The organism is Stenotrophomonas sp. 8(2023) (assembly GCF_030345295.1).
GTDB classification, from domain to species: domain Bacteria; phylum Pseudomonadota; class Gammaproteobacteria; order Xanthomonadales; family Xanthomonadaceae; genus Stenotrophomonas; species Stenotrophomonas muris.
In genome coordinates this window covers 2,871,891-2,889,563 of the sequence record NZ_CP128404.1, presented here as the reverse complement: position 1 = coordinate 2,889,563, position 17,673 = coordinate 2,871,891, and the positions used below count along the sequence as shown (strand labels likewise).

Genomic DNA, 17,673 nt, shown 5'->3' with positions numbered 1-17,673 from the left:
AGAAAAAGGCCCCGGATCGCTCCGGGGCCTTTTCGTTTCAGCGCACTGCCGGATCAACGATCCGGGCGGTGTGCAGCATCCGCGTCGCGCTGGCGTTCCATGAACTCCTTGGACGGTTCATCCAGCTTGTCGCCCAGCATGCGGCGCACGACCACGAAGAACACCGGGATCATCAGCAGGCCGAGCAGGGTGGCGAACAGCATGCCGCCGATCACGCCGGTACCGATGGCGTGGCGGGAATTGGCGCCGGCGCCGGTGGAGATCGCCATCGGGATCACGCCCATGATGAACGCGAACGAGGTCATCAGGATCGGGCGGAAGCGCAGGCGGGCCGCTTCGATGGTGGCATCGCGCAGGTTCTTGCCGGCTGCGCGCTGCTCCACCGCGAACTCCACGATCAGGATCGCGTTCTTCGCGGCCAGGCCGATCACGGTGATCAGGCCGATCTTGAAGAACAGATCGTTGGGCAGGCCGCGCAGCATCGACAGGCCCAGTGCGCCCAGCACGCCCAGCGGCACCACCAGCAGCACCGCCACCGGGATCGACCAGCTTTCATACAGGGCGGCCAGGCACAGGAACACCACCACGATGGACAGCACCAGCAGCAGCGTGGCGGCATTGCCGGCCAGGATTTCCTGGTAGGACATGCCGGACCAGTCGTAGCCGAAGCCGGCCGGCAGGTCGTCGTTGACGATGCTCTCCATGGTCTGCATCGCTTCGCCCGAGCTGGTGCCCGGGGCCTGCGAGCCGACGATGTTGATCGCCGAGTAGCCGTTGTAGCGGCTCAGCGACGGCGGTGCCGACACCCATTCGGACTTGACCACCGTGTTGAGCGGGATCATCGCGTTGGTGCCATCGGCGTTCTGGGTCAGGGTGGAGGGGCTGTAGAAGCTCTTCAGCGACTCCTGGCCGGTGCGGTACGGGCCATCGGCCTGCATGGTCACGCGCTTGATGCGGCCTTCGTAGAAGAAGTCGTTGACATAGACCGGGGCCAGCATCAGCTGGATGGTGCTGTACACGTCCGACACCGACATGCCCATCGACTGCGCCTGCACGCGGTCCACGTGCAGCTGCAGCTGCGGGGCGTTCTCCAGCCCGTTCGGACGCACGCCGACCAGGGCTTCGGGCTTCTGCGCGGCCTTGCCCAGCAGGATGTTGCGCGCCTGGGTCAGCTGTTCGTAGCCGGCACCACTGCGGTCCTGCAGCCACATGTCGAAGCCGCCGAACTGGCCGAGGCCCTGCACGGTGGGCAGGTTGACCACGAAGATCTGCGCTTCCTTGATGCCGTAGAACGCGCCGTTCATGTTCTGGATGAACTCGGGCGCGGTGAACTTGCGTTCCTCCCACGGCTTCAGGCGGATGAAGCCCATGCCCACGTTCTCGCCGGAACCGACGAAGCTGAAGCCGGCCACCTGCAGCATGCCTTCATAGCCATCCTGCTTTTCCAGGATGCCACGCATCTGCGCGAAGACTTCGTTGGTCTGGCCCTTGGTCGAGCCCGGCGGCAGCTGCACGATCGCCAGCGCATAGCCCTGGTCTTCTTCCGGCAGGAAGCTGCCCGGCATGCGGGTGAACAGGAAGCCGCACAGCGCGGTCAGCACCACGAACAGGATCATCCAGCGCGGCGCATGGCGCACCGCCGAGGTGATGTGGCCCACGTAGGTGTGGCTGATCTTGTCGTAGTACTTGTTGAAGGTGCGGTAGACGATGTTCGGGTTGTCGTTGTGCGTCGGCTTGAGGAAGGTCGCGCACAGCGCCGGGGTGAAGCCCAGTGCCAGGAACGCCGAGAACGCCATCGAGATGGCGATGGTCAGGGCGAACTGCTTGTAGATCTCACCGGCGGCGCCGCCCTGCAGGGCGGACGGGATGAACACCGCCGCCAGCACGACGGTGATCGCCACCACCGCGCCGGTGATCTGGGTCATCGCCTTCTGCGTGGCCGGCTTCGGCGCCAGGCCTTCCTCGCTCATGATGCGTTCGACGTTCTCGATCACCACGATCGCATCGTCGACCACGATGCCGATCGCCAGCACCATCGCGAACAGGGTCAGCTGGTTGATCGTGAAGCCGATCATCCACATGCCCAGGAAGGTACCGAGCAGGGCGACGGGGATGACCAGGGTCGGGATCAGTGTGGCGCGGAAGTTCTGCAGGAAGATCAGCATCACCAGGAACACCAGCAGGACCGCTTCAAACAGGGTCTTGACCACTTCCTGGATCGAGATCTTGACGAAGGTGGTGCTGTCGTACGGCGAGAACCAGGTCACCCCGGACGGGAAACTGGGCTGCAGCTCGTCCATCTTGGCGCGCACCGCTTCGGCCACGTTCAGGGCGTTGGCGCCCGGCAGCAGCTGGATGGCGAAGGCGCCGGTCGGCTTGCCGTTGTACTGGGTGTCGAAGCCGTAGTTGTTGGCACCGAAGGCGACGCGGGCGATGTCCTTGAGCAGCACGCGCGAGCCATCGGCGTTGGCGCGCAGGATGATGTTCTCGAATTCCTGCGGCGAGCTGAAGCGGCCTTCGGCCGAGACCGTGGCGGTGAAGTGCTGGCCTTCCGGCGACGGGTCCGAACCCAGCGCACCGGCGGCGAACTGCACGTTCTGCGCACGTACCGCGGCCAGTACCTGGCTGGCCGACAGGCCATAGCCCTGCATCTTCTCCGGGTTCAGCCAGATGTTCATGGCGTACTCGGAACCGAACTGCTGGGTGCTGCCGACGCCGGGGATACGCGAGACCTGGTCGAGCACGCGCGAGCCGACGATGTCGTTCAGGGCGTCACGGTTGATGGTCGGGGTATCGGACTGCAGCGCCACCACCATCAGGAAGCCGGCATTGGCCTTGGCCACCACCACGCCCTGCTGGGTCACTTCCGAAGGCAGTCGTGGCGTGGCCAGCGACACCTTGTTCTGCACCTGCACCTGGGCGATGTCCGGATCGGTACCGGTCTCGAAGGTCAGGGTGATCTGCGCGCGGCCGTTGGAGGCCGACGAGGAGCTGAAGTACAGCAGGTGATCGATACCGGTCAGCTGCTGCTCGATCACCTGGGTGACCGATTTCTCGGTGGTGTCCGCGCTGGCGCCCGGGTAGGTCGCCGAGACGGTGACCTGCGGCGGGGCGATGTTGGGATAGGACTCCACGCCCAGGTTGAGGATCGCGATCACGCCGCTGAGCGAGATCAGGATCGCAACCACCCAGGCGAAGACTGGATGTTCGATGAAAAATTTAGGCATGACGGAAGGTTCCCGTTACTGCTTGTTCGAATCGGTGGCGGCCGGCTTGGCCGCATCGGCCTGTTCCGGCTTGGCCGCGTCGGCCGGTGCCTTGCCTGCCGCCGGTGCTGCGCCCGCCGGAGCGGCGCCGCCTGCGGCAGGCTTGCCGTTGGCGTCCTGCCCCGGGGTCCACGGCTTGGCCACCGCCGGTGCACCTTCCTTGACCTTCTGCACGCCGGCCACGATCACCTTGTCACCGGCGGCCAGACCGTCGCTGACCAGCCAGTTGCCGTTCTGCGCGCCATCGGTCTTCACGTTCTTGCGCACCACCTTTCCGTCGGCACCGACCACCATCACGTAGCCGCCGGTGGTGTCACGCAGCAGCGCCTGCTGCGGCACCAGGTAGGCATTGTTGCGCTCGCCCAGGTTGGCCTGGAAGCTGACGAAGGCGCCCGGCAGCAGGATCTGCTGGGGGTTCGGCAGCAGCGCACGCAGCGACACCGCACCGGTGGCCGGGTCGACCGTGGTCGAGGAGAAGTCCAGCGTGCCCGGCTCACCATAGGTGCTGCCGTCGGCCAGCTTGACGTTGACCGTGGCCTTGCCGTCGCCGGACAGCGCCAGCGAGCCCTTGGCCTGCTGCGCGCGAAGCTGGGTCAGCTCATCCACGCTCAGCGAGAAGTTCACATACAGCGGGTCGAGCTGGTCAACGGTGGTCAGCAGGGTCACATCGCCCTGGCCGACCAGCGCGCCCTCGGTGACCTGCTGCTTGTTGGCCACGCCACTGATCGGCGCGGCCACTTCGGCGTAGCCCAGGTTGATCCGCGAAGAGGTCACTGCCGCTTCGGCCTGCTTGACGGCGGCCAGGGCGGTGCGCTCGGCCGATTCGGCGTTGTCCAGGTCGGACTTGGAGACGAACTGCTGCGGCGCCAGCGAGCGCGCGCGATCGGCGGCGACCTTGGCATTGGCGTAGGTGGCGCGGGCCGAAGCCAGCTGGGCCTCGGAGGCGTTGAGCGAGGCACGCAACGGCGCCGGGTCGATCAGGAACAGGGTCTGGCCCTGCTTGACCTGCGAACCTTCCTGGTAAACGCGCTTGAGCAGCACGCCGGGTACGCGTGCGCGGACGTCGGCGCTGCGGAACGGCGACAGGCGGCCGACCAGCTCGCGCTGCAGCGGCAGGGTCTGCGGCTTGGCGTCGATCACGCCCACCTCCGGCGGCGGGGGCGTCTGCTGTTCCGGCTTCTTGCAGGCAGCCAGCGCGACAGCAACGGCGCACGTCAAGGCAAGGGTGCGGAGTGGGGCGGTCATCAGGAGGAACTCCGGGGTTGGTTTGTAGACGGGGCCGGCGACGGCTGTGGCGCGAACGCGCGCAGGAAGCTGTCGACGGAGAACTCTGCCCAGCGCCGACGCAGGAGCGCGTCATCACGATGGGGGGTATGGAAGCGCTGTTTGTCGAAATCCTGACCGGCGATCATGCTCAGCAGCAGTTCGGCCATGAAGTGCGGGTCGTCATGCCGGAGCTGGCCTTGCATGCAAACGGTTTCAATCCATTCAGCAAGATGAAGCGTCAGCGCGCCGGCACCGTGCCGGTACAGCGTACGCGCCTCTTCGGGAAACTGGGCTGCCTCGGCTGCAATCAGCCGGCAGGCCTGTCCTACGTGCGGTTGGTTGAAATGCTCCAGGCAGTCGGTGGCGAACTGGAGAAGGCTGGCACGCAGGTCGTCACCGCGGAGTGCACGCAGCATGGCCCCGGTGGCGTGGCCGACGTGGCGCTGCATCACCCGGCGCAGCAGTTCCTGCTTGCTGCCGTAGCGCGAGTACAGGGTCTGCTTGGAGCAGCCGGCATGCTGGGCCACTGCGTCCATGCTCATCTGCATGCCCTGCTCGGCCAGCAGTCTGCGCACGGCATCGAACACGCGCTCATCGCGCGCGTCGAGGGCAACGGGGAGGTAGGCCGGGTTCACGCGGTGGACTATACCGTCCAGTTCAGGATTGTGGAATCGAATCGGCGTCGCCGCGTGTGTCTTTCGGTAACACGCTTTGCCGATCCTGTCGGCAGTGCTGAAGCAGGCGCCAGCTCCATACCGGAGCGAACTGAATAGGCGTCTAAACCGGAGCAAACCCGAATCTGCTTATTCCGTCCTGCAGCAAGGCCTTTTCGTGCGGTGGGGCTACAATTTCATTTTCCCAACTGAGCAAGCGCATCGCTCTGCCATGAAACCGCAAAAAACCGCAGCCAAGACCGTGAAAAACAAGACGAAACCAGCAGAGTCGGAGGTCGCAGTGACCGCTGGTTTCTCCCTGGAGCCGGTGTACACGGCCTTGCGCAAGCGCTACCCCGCGGCCGCACAGGCCGAAGCGGTGGCCTTCGCCACTGACTTCTACAAGCGCATGGAATCGGACGAGTTCCCGCACCACAGCGCTGAAGAGTGGGCCGCGCTCGCGGCTGAGACGCTGGAATTCGCCCGTGCCCGCAAGGCCGGCAAGGCCAACGTCCGCGTGTTCAATCCGACTGCGAAGGCCAACGGTTGGGAATCGCCGCACACCGTGCTGCAGATCGTCAACGACGACATGCCGTTCCTGGTCGATACCGTCACCATGTCGCTGGCCGAGCAGGGCGTGGGTGTCCACGTGCTGGGCCACCCGGTGCTGCGCTTCACCCGCGACAAGGCCGGCAAGCTGGTCAAGGTCGGCGAGGGCGATGCCGAGTCGGTGATGCTGCTGGAGATCGACCGCCAGCCGGCCGACGCCATGGCTGCCATCGAACAGGCCATCAACAAGGCGCTGGACGAAGTGCGTGCGATCGTGCGCGACTGGCAGCCGATGAAGGACAAGGCGCTGGCGCTGGCCGACGACCTCGGCAGCCGCCAGCTGCCGGTCGACGACGCATCGCGCAAGGAAGCACAGGAGTTCCTGCGCTGGGCCGCCGACAACCACTTCACCTTCTTCGGCTACCGCGAATACCGCGTCGAGAAGCAGGGCAAGGAAGAGGTGCTGGCGCCGCTGAACGACACCGGCCTGGGCCTGATGCGCGGCAAGGACAAGTCCGCCGCCCGTCCGGTCAAGACCTTGGCCGCGCAGGGCCTGAACACCACGTCCGGTCTGAAGGATGCGCTGATCCTGACCAAGACCAATGCCCGTTCGCGCGTGCATCGCGCTGGCTACATGGATTACATCGGCGTGCTGGAATTCGACGCCAAAGGCAAGATCATCGGCGAGCAGCGCTTCCTCGGCCTGTTCACCTCCAGCGCCTACAACCGCCGCCCGTGGGAAATCCCGCTGGTGCGCCAGCGCCACGAGCACGTGATGAAGCAGTCGGGCCTGGCCCCGGCCAGCCACAGTGGCAAGGCCCTGCGCCACATCCTGGAAACCCTGCCGCGCGAAGAACTGTTCCAGTCCAGCGAGGACGAACTGTTCCGCACTGCGATGGGCGTGCTGGGCCTGCAGGAGCGCGTGCGCAGCCGCCTGTTCCTGCGCCGCGACAAGTACAGCCGTTTCATCTCCGCGCTGGTCTACCTGCCGCGTGAGCGCTTCAACACCGACGTGCGCCTGCGCATCGAAGCGATGCTGAAGGACGCGCTGCACGGCGAGTACGTCGACAGCTCGGTGGTGCTGGGCGAATCGCCGCTGGCCCAGGTGCACCTGATCGTGCGCCCGAAGCCGGGTGAGATGCTCGACGTCGATACCGCCGAACTGGAGCAGAAGCTGGCCCAGGTGCTGCGCAACTGGCAGGACGACCTGCGCGAAGCGCTGGTGGCCCGCCACGGCGAGACCGAAGGCCTGCGCATCGCCGCCCGTATCGGCAAGGCGCTGCCGGCCGGCTACATCGAAGACAACAGCACCGCGGTTGCCGCCAACGATGTCAGCCAGCTCGACGCCCTGACCGGCCCGGACGACCTGCGCCTGAGCCTGCAGGCCGTGCCGCGCGAAAGCGGTGATGGCCTGCGCCTGAAGCTGTATCGCCAGCTGGACGACATTCCGCTGTCGGACGCGCTGCCGATGATGGAAAACATGGGCCTGCGCGTGATCGCCGAGCGTCCATACCGCCTGTCGGTCGACAACGCCCCGGTGTACGTGCAGGACTTCGAGGTCGAGTCGACCGCCGGCGCGATCGATGCCGCCAGTGTCGATGAAGCCTTCGGCGAGACCTTCGCCCGCGTCTGGCACGGCGATGCCGAGAACGACGGCTTCAACCGCCTGGTGCTGGCTGCCGGCCTGCACTGGCGCCAGGTCGCCATGCTGCGCGGCTACTGCAAGTACCTGCTGCAGACTGGCGTGCCGTTCTCCCAGGCCTACGTGGAAGGCACCTTCGCGCGCTACCCGCTGCTGGCCCGCCTGCTGGTCGAGCTGTTCGAAGCCCGCTTCGATCCGGCCACCGGCCACGAAAGCAAGGACGACATCGCCGCCGGCCAGGCCCAGCTGAAGGCCCACTTCGACGTGCTGGCTGCCGGTGACGATGCCACCTTGAAGGTGCTCAAGACCGTGGTCGACGCCCGCAAGGGTGACCGCGACGCGCAGATGCAGGCCGCGCGCGATGCGCTGCTGAAGCTGATGGACCGTGTGTCCAGCCTGGACGAGGACCGCATCCTGCGCTCGTTCATGGGCGTGATCGACGCGACCCTGCGTACCAGCTACTACCAGACCGATGCCAACGGCCAGCACGGCCATGTCATCAGCTTCAAGTTCGATTCGGCGCTGGTGCCGGACCTGCCGAAGCCGCGCCCGTACCGCGAGATCTTCGTCTACGGCCCGCGCGTGGAAGGTACCCACCTGCGCTTCGGCGCGGTCGCCCGTGGTGGCCTGCGCTGGTCGGACCGTCGCGAAGACTTCCGTACCGAAGTGCTGGGCCTGGTCAAGGCACAGATGGTCAAGAACACCGTCATCGTGCCGGTCGGCGCGAAGGGCGGCTTCTTCGCCAAGACCCCGCCGGTGAACGGCGACCGTGATGCGATCTTCGCCAACGGCGTGGCCTGCTACAAGCTGTTCATCCAGGGCCTGCTGGACATCACCGACAACATCGTCAACAACAAGATCGTGCCGCCGGTGGATGTCGTGCGCCACGACATGGACGATCCGTACCTGGTGGTGGCCGCCGACAAGGGCACTGCGACCTTCTCCGACATCGCCAACGGCCTGGCCATCGCGCACGGCTTCTGGATGGGCGATGCGTTTGCCTCCGGTGGTTCGGTCGGTTACGACCACAAGGGCATGGGCATCACCGCACGCGGTGCGTGGGAGTCGGTCAAGCGCCACTTCCGTGCGCTGGGCCGTGACAGCCAGAGCCAGGACTTCACCGCGGTCGGCGTCGGCGACATGTCCGGCGACGTGTTCGGCAACGGCATGCTGCTGTCGCGCCACATCCGCCTGGTGGCTGCGTTCGATCACCGCCACATCTTCCTGGACCCGAACCCGGACGCGGCCACCACGTTCGTCGAACGTGAGCGCCTGTTCACCGTGCCGCGTTCGAGCTGGGCGGACTACGATGCCAAGTTGATCAGCAAGGGCGGCGGCGTGTACCCGCGCAGCCTGAAGTCGATCGAGATCACCCCGCAGGTGCGTGAAGCGCTGGGCCTGGACGAGAACGTCAAGGCGCTGTCGCCCAACGAACTGATGAGCGCGATCCTGAAGGCACCGGTCGACCTGCTGTGGAACGGCGGCATCGGTACCTACGTCAAGGCCGCCAGCGAGCAGCACAGCGATGTCGGCGACCGTGCCAACAACGCGCTGCGCGTGAACGGTGGCGAGCTGCGCTGCAAGGTCGTGGGCGAGGGCGGCAACCTGGGCATGACCCAGCTGGGCCGCATCGAAGCCGCGCAGGCCGGCGTGCTGCTCAACACCGACTTCATCGACAACTCGGCCGGTGTCGACACCTCCGACCATGAAGTCAACATCAAGATCCTGCTCAACGATGTGGTGCGGGCCAAGAAGCTGACCGTCGAGCAGCGCAACAAGCTGCTGGCCTCGATGACCGATGAAGTCGCCGAGCTGGTGCTCAACGACAACTACCGCCAGAACCAGGCGCTGAGCCTGATGGAGCGGATGGCGGTCAAGCGCCTGGGTTCCAAGCAGCACTTCATCCGTACCCTGGAACAGCAGGGCCTGCTTGATCGCCAGATCGAGTTCCTGCCGTCCGATGCCGAGCTGTCGCAGCGCAAGGCGCGCGGCCAGGGCCTGACCCGTCCGGAACTGTCGGTGCTGCTGTCCTACTCCAAGCTGGTGGCATTCGCCCAGCTGCTGGATTCGGACATCCCGGAAGATCCGTACCTGTCCAAGGAACTGCAGCGCTACTTCCCGACCCCGCTGCAGAAGAAGTATGCCGACGCAATGGAGCGTCACCGCCTGAAGCGCGAAATCATCGCCACGGCCGTGACCAACCAGACCATCAACCGCATGGGCGCCACCTTCCTGATGCGCATGCAGGAAGACACCGGCCGTTCCATCGCCGAGGTTGCCAAGGCCTACACCATCAGCCGTGAAACGCTGGATGCACGCGCGCTGTGGGCGCAGATCGATGCCCTCGACGGCAAGGTGCCGGAGTCGGTGCAGATCGACGCCCTGGAAGTGATCTGGAAGCTGCAGCGCTCGTTCGTGCGCTGGCTGCTGTCGCGCCCCGGCGCGATGCCCGGCATCACCGAAGCGGTCAACCGCTACCAGGGCCCGTTCAACGACATCCGCGTTGCCTCGGGTGTGCTGCCGGATTCGCAGCGTCCGACCTACGAAGCCCTGGTGGCCGAGTGGAAGGAAAAGGGCCTGCCGTCCGCGCTGGCGCAGCAGCTGGCCGAACTGCACTTCCTGGAGCCGGCGTTCGACATCATCGAACTGGCCCGTACCCGCAAGCTGAAGCCGGTGGACGTGTCCAAGGTCCACTTCCGCCTGGGCGATGCCCTGCAGCTGCCGTGGCTGTTCGAGCAGGTCGATGCGCTGGAGGTCAATGGCCGTTGGCACGCGGTGGCACGTGGCGTGCTGCGCGACGAGCTGGCCGCCAACCACCGCAACCTGGCGGGCCAGGTGCTGGGTACCAAGGGCAGCAGTGCCGAAGCAAAGGTGGCGGCCTGGATGGGTCGCGACGACAGCAGCCTGCGCTTCACCCTGGCGATGCTGGCCGAACTGGCCGAGCAGAAGACCCTGGACTACCCGACCGTTTCGGTCGCGGTGCAGCGCCTGGGTCAGCTGGCCGCGCATGGTGCGTAAGCGCATTCGCGCTGGCGCCCCACGGTTTGCTCTGCAAACCGTGGGCCCCATGCCAACCATGCTCCCAGACCCCCGCGCCGTTGGCGCGCCCCCCTGACTCAGGGGGGCTCCTGATCTGCAGCAGTTGGAGGAACGGCCCCGCGAAAGCGGGGCCGTTCTGCATTGCCGGGTAGTGCCGGCCGCTGGCCGGCAACTGCATGGACCACAATCGGGTGCAGCTGCCGGCCAGCGGCCGGCACTACCGGGTATGCTCTTGCTGGCACACCCACCCGGATCCACCGATGAGCGACACCCCCCGCATCGCTTTCCTGGCCAGCGCCACCGAACCTGCACAGATGGCCCGCGCCGCGATGGTCTCGCGTTATGGCGATCACGCGCCGGAGCAGGCCGACGTGCTGTGTCCGCTGGGGGGCGACGGCTTCATGCTGCAGACCCTGCACCGGCATGGGCACCTGGGCAAGCCGGTGTTCGGCATGAAGCTGGGCACCGTCGGCTTCCTGATGAACCAGTACCGTGGCGACGACGACGTGCAGGCCCGCATTGCGCGTGCCGAACCGGCCAACCTGCGCCCGCTGGAAATGGTGGCGCTGACCGAGTCGGGCACCAGTACCGGTTCGCTGGCCTACAACGATGTCTCGCTGCTGCGCCAGACCCGGCAGGCCGCGCATATCGGCATCGACCTCAACGGCCAGGAACGCGTGGCCGAGCTGATCGGTGACGGCGTGCTGGTGGCCACCCCGGCGGGCAGCACCGCCTACAACTATTCCGCGCATGGCCCGGTATTGCCGCTGGGCTCGCACACCATCGCGCTGACGCCGTTGGCCCCGTACCGGCCGCGTCGCTGGCGCGGGGCGATCCTCAAGGCCGATACCGAGGTGCGCTTCCGCGTGCTCGATCCGTACAAGCGCCCGGTCAGCGTCACGGCGGATTCGCACGAGACCCGCGACGTGGTCGAGGTGACCATCCGCGAGTCGAAGGACCGCCGCGTGACCCTGCTGTTCGACCCGGAGCACAACCTGGAAGACAGGATCCTGAGCGAACAGTTCGTTTTTTGAGGACAATGGGCGGCCGGCCCCGCCGACCGCTTGAAGGACCCCCACCGATGGGCGACAACTCCCCCCGTTTGCTGACCGTCGCGGTGACCTCGCGCGCGCTGTTCGACCTCGAGGAAAGCCATGCGCTGTTCGAAAGTGATGGCGTGGCGGCCTACGCCGAATTCCAGCGCCAGCACGAGGACGATATCCTCGGCCCCGGCGTGGCCTTCCCGGTGGTGCGCAAGCTGCTGGCGCTGAACCAGGGCGCCAGCCCGGAGAACCCGCGGGTCGAGGTGATCCTGCTGTCGCGCAACTCGGCCGATACCGGCCTGCGCATCTTCAATTCGATCCAGCACTATGGGCTGGGCATCATCCGCGCGACCTTCACCGCCGGCGAGCCGACCTGGCCGTACGTGAAGCCGTTCGGTACCGACCTGTTCCTGTCGGCCAACCCCGAATCGGTGCGCAGCGCGCTGCGTCATGGCATCGCGGCGGCAACCATCCTGCCCAAGCCGCCGGGCGAGACCGCTGCGGCAGCCGCCGACCAGATCGATACTGGTCGCCCGGCCGGCCAGCTGCGCATCGCCTTCGATGGTGACGCGGTGATCTTCGGTGACGAGAGCGAGCGCATCTCGCGCGAGCAGGGCGTGGAAGCGTTTGGCCGCCACGAGCGCGAGCGCGCCCGCGAGCCGCTCAGCGGCGGTCCCTTCCGTGGCTTCCTGTCGGCCCTGCATACGCTGCAGGAAGTGTTCCCGGCCGGCGAGAGCGCGCCGATCCGTACCGCGCTCGTGACCGCGCGTTCGGCACCGGCGCATGAGCGGGTGATCCGCACCCTGCGCGAGTGGGGCGTGCGCCTGGACGAGGCACTGTTCCTGGGCGGCCGTCACAAGGGCCCGTTCCTGCAGGCCTTCGGTGCCGACATCTTCTTCGACGATTCGCAGCACAACATCGACAGCGCCCGCGAGCATGTGGCCGCCGGCCACGTGCCGCACGGCGTCGCCAACGAGGGGTAGGGCGGACTCGACCGGTAGGTGCCAACCGTTGGTTGGCACTGCCTACGACCCATGCCCACCAAGGTGGGCATCTACCAGAGCCACATGCCCCGGTAGTTGCCAACCTTGGTTGGCGCTGCCGTCAGGCCACGGGTCCGATCAAGGGCTGCCCGACATTCCCAGCTGCAGGTCCACCACCTTCCAGCGCAGGCCCTGCGGCTCCAGCACCACCTTCAACGGTGGCTGGCCGGGGCCGCGATCGACGTCGATCACGAATCGGTCCAGTGCCTCGAAATGATGCTCGGCATGCTTCAGCGGCCGCGCCGGTTCGGTCGCACCGAAGGCATCGCCGCCCTGCAGTTCATTGCGGCCACGCTTCCACAGCACGTGGCCCTGCAGCATCGCGCCGATCCCGGTCGGGGTCACCATGGTCTCCACTGCGGCACCGCCAAGCTGGTCGCCCAGCCCATAGAGCAGGGCGCCGAACGGGCTGGATGCCACGTCGGGGCCGGCCTGGCGCACCAGGTAGTCGTTGAGCTGCGCACGCAGGCTGCTGCGCACGCGCGGGAAGTCGACGTAACGCTCCAGTCGGGCGGTGTCGCGCTGCTCGATGGCCTTGGACAGGCCATTGACGGTCATGTAGGGGCCGCCGAACCACCAGGCGGCGACGGCCAGGACCAGCAGCACAATGAGTGCGGTGAGTTTCTTCATGCCGACCAGACTGCCGCAATGGCGGCAGTGCCGGGTGAAGACTCAATGACTGGGCGAGCCACGGCCGTCACCGAAGGCATCGACCAGCTGTTGCCGTTCGGCCGGGGTCAGCGCTTCCAGCCGCGTCGCCAGCACCTCGTCGAGGCTGCGGGTACGGGTGGTGCCAAGGATGCCGCTGGCCACGCCGGGATGGCCCAGCGCATAGGCGAAGGCGGTCTGGGCCGGGCGTTGGCTGCGGATCGCGGCCACTGCCCGGCGCATCTGGCGGGCACTGCGCATCAGCTGCCGGCTGCTGGGCTTCAGCCAGGCGCGCGCCAGGTACCAGCCATCGGCCAGCCGTGGCAGGCGCGGGCGCGCGGGCAGCAGGTGGCCCTGCGCCAGCACGGTCCCGGCCAGCACGCCGATGCCCACCGCCTGCAACTGGTCGATCAGCGGTTCGCGGTCCTGCTGCAGGGCGTTGTAGTCCAGCAGCACCACATCGAAGGCGTCGGGATGGGCGATCATCCAGCGCAGGGTCGAGGCCGAGTGGGTGTTGATGCCGGTGTGCCGGATCAACCCGCGTTCGCGCAGGCGCTGCAGCGCGGCCAGCAGGTCATCGTTGATGTCGTGCTCGCTGGCGCCATGCAACTGGTAGATATCCAGGTGATCCAGGCCGAGATTGCGCAGCGAAGCCTCGCAGCTGGCGGTGATGGCTGCCGGCGAGAAATTGCGTTGCTCGGCGCCGCTGACGCCGGCCTGGCCGGTCAGCGTGCCGCCCTTGCTGGAAATCACCAGCGCGTCGCGCGGGTATTGTTTCAGCAACGTGCGCAGGATGCGGCCCAGCCGCGGCTCGGCGTGGAAACCGGAGTAGTTGTGGCCGGTGTCCAACAGGTTCACGCCTTGTGCCAGTGCATGCTCGACCACGTTCGCGGCCGATTGTTCCGGGAATCGGCGATGCCCCCAGAAGCCGGAACAGCCCAGGCCCACCGGCGAAACCGCCAGGCCGGTGCGGCCCAGCGTGCGGCGTTGCTGTGCCAATGGCATCAGAATTCCAGGTCCAGCGCCGCGCACAGGTAGTCGACGAACGGGCCGAGCGCGGCCAGATCCTTGCCCAGCGTGGACAGCAGGCGCGGACCGGTCATGGTGGCGTCGTCCAGCGAGCGCCACATCACCCAGTTGCGGTGCTTGAGGTCGTCGATGAACTCGAAGTCGGCGGGGAAGCCACGCGGCGGACGCACCAGCTTTTCGCTCTCCTCGAAATCGAAGCGCTTGCGCAGGCCCGGTGCGTGCGCGGCGGCCTTCCAGCTGCCCGGGTTGTCGAGGATGAAGTGGCGCACGCGGCGCTGGGTTTCCGGTTCCGGATGCCACAGGCCGGCACCGACGAAGCTCTCGCCCGGCTGCAGGTGCACGTAGAACGAAGGCGCGGCTACTTCACGGCGGCGCTCATGGAACAGGCGTGCGCCCTGCCAGGTCTTGTACGGTGACTTGTCGTTGGAGAAGCGCGCGTCGCGGTGGATGCGGAACAGCGAGCCACCGACGCCGCGCGTATCGGCGCGGAAATGGTCGCTGACCTCGGCCAGTGCCGGCTGCAGGTCGCCCAGCAGGCGCAGGAACGGCTGCCGTACGTGGTCTTCATACTGCTGGCGGTGGTCGTTGAACCAGGCCTTGTCGTTGTGCCGCGCCAGGCTGCGCAGGAACCTGAAACTGGCGTCCGAGAAGTAGGTGCTCACAGCGTCTCCTGCAGGTGCTGGCCCCAGTCGCGCAGCGATTGCAGCAGGGCCTGGCGCCGCGCATCGTCGGGCGCTTCGGCGGCCAGTGCATCGAGCTGCTGCCGGTACTGGGGCAGGTTGAGTTCGCCCAGCCCGCCGTCGCCGAGCAGGCGCTGGCGGCGGTAATCCTGCCAGCGCTGGCGTTCCGCCGGCGCGAGGCTGTCGGGGTGGTTGCGCGCGCGGTAGCGGAACAGCAGCTCCGGCAGGCGCGGGTCGCGGAAACGGCCTTCCAGCGCGGCCAGCTGCTCGGGCGCGGTGGTGCGTGCCAGCGCAAGCAGCGGTTTGTCGCCGTTGCCGAGGAAACCGTCGTACAGCGAGGCATCGACGTCGGCCACGGTGGCGACGCGGGGCTGGTTGTAGACCTGGCGCGCCTTCTCGGCCAGCTGCGGGGCGAACGCGCGCAGCCGTTCCACCTTGGCCTCGATCGCGGCCACTTCCAGGCCGAGGCGCGCGTGGTCATCGGCGCGCAGGTGGTTCCAGGCGATCAGCGCTGGCACCTTGTTCAGATGCACTTCCTTCAGCGGCACCCGCGCCACGCCTTCGGGCAGCTCGCTGGCGCGCAGGTAAAGGCGCTGTGCGATCACCTCGGCCGGCAGTTCCAGCAGGTCGTCGATCTCGCCTTCCAGGTCGAACACGATCACCCGGTTGTTGATGATGGGGTGCACGGCCAGCGGCAGTACTGGCGCCGCGCACAGGCGACTGGCCGGGTAGCGCATGGAAATGTGCAGTACCGGCTTCATCGCGGCCACGTCCAGCAGGCCGCCGACGAAGCGCTTGTCACGCAGCTTCAGCGCGTACTCCCACAGGTGCGGCTGCGACTGCTTGAACAGGCGTGCCATGCCGATGGTGGCACGTACGTCGGACAGCGCTTCGTGCGCATCGCCCTCGCGCACGTTGTTGGCCTCGGCCAGGTGCTCAAGCTTGAACGAGGTGGCGCCGTCCTCGCGCAGCGGCCACTGGATGCCGTCCGGGCGCATCGCGCGCATCAGGCGCAGCATGTCCAGCAGGTCCCAGCGCGAATTGCCGTTGCGCCACTCGCGCTCGTACGGGTCGTGGAAATTGCGGAACAGCCCGTAGCGGACGAATTCATCGTCGAAGCGCAGCGTGTTGTAGCCCAGCGCGCAGGTGCCGGGGCGCGACAGCTGTTCGTTGATGCGGTCGAAGGCCTCGGCCTCGCTGATGCCCTCGGCCAGGGCCTGCTGCGGGGTGATGCCGGTAACCAGGGTCGCCATCGGTGAGGGCAGCAGGTCATCGGCCGGGCGCACGAAGAAGCTGACCGGCGTATCGATCTCGTTGAGGTCGGCATCGGTACGGATCGCGGCGTACTGCGATATGCGCGTGCGCCGCGGGTCCTGGCCGAAGGTTTCCAGGTCGTAGAACAGGAAGCTGTCGGCCATCAGTGCGCGCCCTCCAGGACCGGCAGCTGCGCGTGGATCTGCGCTTCCAGCGCGGCCCAGTCGATGTTGTCCAGTGAATCGTGACCGGTGGTGGCGGCCACCAGCATGTCGCGTTGCAGTTCGGTGCGGCGCAGCGCCTCGGCGTACGGTGTGTGCAGGAAGGTGACCATCGTGTAGTGCGGCACGAAGCGGGTCGGCCAGCGCCGCTGCAGTTCCTGCTCCAGTTCGCGCTGCAGCAGGAACGCAGGATCGGCGACACGGTCGCGCATCTCCAGGTAGTTCTCCAGCGCCATCTGCTGGATGGCACGTGCATTCGGCTTGCGCTCGGCTTCGAACGCGGCGAACGCGCCTTCCAGGTCATCCGCTTCCATCAGGTGGCGGGCCAGCGCAACGCAGTCCTCGAACGCGCAGTTCATGCCCTGGCCGTGGAACGGCACCATCGCATGCGCGGCATCACCGATCAGTACGGCGCGACCGTGCTGGTGCCAGCGCTCCAGGGTGAGCGTGCCGAGCAGCCCCGGCGGGTGCTGTTCCCAGTCCGCGCGCAGATTCGGGATCAGCGGCAGGGTGTCGGCGAACTCCCGCGCGAACAGCGCCTCGGCCTGCGCGCCGGTGTTGACCGTGGCGAAGCTGGGATCGCCCTGGTTGGGCAGGAACAGGGTGACGGTGAAGGTGCCTTCGTGGTTGGGCAGGGCGATGCACATGTAATGGCCACGTGGCCAGATGTGCAGCGCATTGCGCTCGATGCGGAAGCTGCCGTCGGCGGCCGGAGGGATCTCCAGCTCCTTGTAGGAGTGGTCGAGGAAGGCGATGTCCTCGCCCAGCGGGGCACGGCGGTTCATCGCCGCGCGCAGGGCCGAACCGGCGCCGTCGGCACCGATCAGGGTGTCGAAGCGGATGTCGTGCGGGCTGTCGTCGCGGTCATCGATGAAACGCGCGTAACCGGCGTCGAAATCAACGGTGTGCAGGCGCCGATGGAAGTGCACGGTGGCGCCGGCCTGCTCGGCCAGTTCCAGCAACGTGGTGTTCAGATCGCTGCGGTGGATCGACCAGATCACTTCGCTGTCATCACGGCCATAGCGCTGCAGCTGCGGTTCGCCGTCGCGGGGGTGCACCATGCGGCCGCGCATCATCACCGCGCGTGCCATCACTTCGTCCTCCACACCCGCCTGGCGCAGCGCATTGCGCCCACGCTCGGCCAATGCCAGGTTGATCGAGCGGCCACTCTCGTAATCAGCCACGCGCGGATCACCGCGGCGTTCGTACAGGGTGATGCGCCAGCCTTGCCGCGACAGCAGGATGGCCAGCAGGGACCCGGCCAGGCCGGCACCGATAATGCTCAACGAGCGGGAAGCATGTGCGATCAACGAACTGTCCAGCAGCAGGGGAGGGACCGG

The 17,673-nt window shown here is 67.0% G+C and carries 11 protein-coding genes; 3 read left to right on the top strand and 8 right to left on the bottom strand.

Going from position 1 to position 17,673, the window contains the following annotated elements; translation table 11 throughout:
- Nucleotides 1–53: 53 nt before the first annotated feature.
- From QP609_RS13575 to QP609_RS13565, 3 genes are read right to left on the bottom strand one after another with little or no spacing between them, the layout of a single operon-like run.
- Nucleotides 54–3,227 (bottom strand): multidrug efflux RND transporter permease subunit, encoded by a 3,174-nt coding sequence (locus QP609_RS13575; protein WP_046431562.1) that lies wholly within the window; start codon nucleotides 3,225–3,227, stop codon nucleotides 54–56.
- 15 nt (nucleotides 3,228–3,242) lie between these two features.
- On the bottom strand, nucleotides 3,243–4,511 hold the full coding sequence (locus QP609_RS13570; protein WP_046431561.1) for an efflux RND transporter periplasmic adaptor subunit: 1,269 nt from the start codon (nucleotides 4,509–4,511) through the stop codon (nucleotides 3,243–3,245).
- Complete coding sequence (locus QP609_RS13565; protein WP_197621533.1) at nucleotides 4,511–5,167, bottom strand: TetR/AcrR family transcriptional regulator; 657 nt, start codon at nucleotides 5,165–5,167, stop codon at nucleotides 4,511–4,513. Before QP609_RS13565 ends, QP609_RS13570 begins: the two co-directional genes overlap by 1 nt.
- Before the next feature lie 250 nt (nucleotides 5,168–5,417).
- Between QP609_RS13565 and QP609_RS13560 the strand changes: the two genes are divergently transcribed.
- From QP609_RS13560 to QP609_RS13550, 3 genes are all read left to right on the top strand, one after another.
- Nucleotides 5,418–10,394, top strand: coding sequence for an NAD-glutamate dehydrogenase domain-containing protein (locus tag QP609_RS13560; RefSeq protein WP_046431556.1), 4,977 nt, complete (start codon nucleotides 5,418–5,420; stop codon nucleotides 10,392–10,394).
- 281 nt (nucleotides 10,395–10,675) lie between these two features.
- Nucleotides 10,676–11,449: an NAD kinase gene (locus tag QP609_RS13555; RefSeq protein ID WP_032962058.1), complete on the top strand. Its 774-nt coding sequence runs from the start codon at nucleotides 10,676–10,678 to the stop codon at nucleotides 11,447–11,449.
- A 47-nt stretch (nucleotides 11,450–11,496) separates the two neighbouring features.
- Nucleotides 11,497–12,441, top strand: coding sequence for a 5'-nucleotidase (locus QP609_RS13550; RefSeq protein ID WP_005410242.1), 945 nt, complete (start codon nucleotides 11,497–11,499; stop codon nucleotides 12,439–12,441).
- A 138-nt stretch (nucleotides 12,442–12,579) separates the two neighbouring features.
- On the opposite strand, the gene QP609_RS13545 is transcribed toward QP609_RS13550, so the two are convergent.
- The 5 genes from QP609_RS13545 to QP609_RS13525 are packed head-to-tail and all read right to left on the bottom strand — an operon-like array spanning nucleotide 12,580 to nucleotide 17,643.
- Nucleotides 12,580–13,131, bottom strand: a complete 552-nt coding sequence (locus tag QP609_RS13545; RefSeq protein WP_014647672.1) for a DUF2939 domain-containing protein — start codon at nucleotides 13,129–13,131, stop codon at nucleotides 12,580–12,582.
- A 42-nt stretch (nucleotides 13,132–13,173) separates the two neighbouring features.
- A complete protein-coding gene (locus tag QP609_RS13540; RefSeq protein ID WP_164077093.1) occupies nucleotides 13,174–14,154 on the bottom strand; it encodes an aldo/keto reductase in 981 nt (326 codons plus the stop codon).
- Nucleotides 14,154–14,840, bottom strand: a complete 687-nt coding sequence (locus QP609_RS13535) for a DUF2461 domain-containing protein (RefSeq protein WP_046431548.1) — start codon at nucleotides 14,838–14,840, stop codon at nucleotides 14,154–14,156. Before QP609_RS13535 ends, QP609_RS13540 begins: the two co-directional genes overlap by 1 nt.
- Complete coding sequence (gene sbcB / locus QP609_RS13530) at nucleotides 14,837–16,276, bottom strand: exodeoxyribonuclease I (RefSeq protein ID WP_197621825.1); 1,440 nt, start codon at nucleotides 16,274–16,276, stop codon at nucleotides 14,837–14,839. The genes QP609_RS13535 and sbcB overlap by 4 nt, the downstream gene beginning before the upstream one ends.
- The gene (locus tag QP609_RS13525; protein ID WP_014647668.1) at nucleotides 16,276–17,643 is read right to left on the bottom strand and encodes an NAD(P)/FAD-dependent oxidoreductase; all 1,368 of its coding nucleotides are present in this window, start codon (nucleotides 17,641–17,643) and stop codon (nucleotides 16,276–16,278) included. The genes sbcB and QP609_RS13525 overlap by 1 nt, the downstream gene beginning before the upstream one ends.
- Between the last annotated feature and the right edge of the window lie 30 nt (nucleotides 17,644–17,673).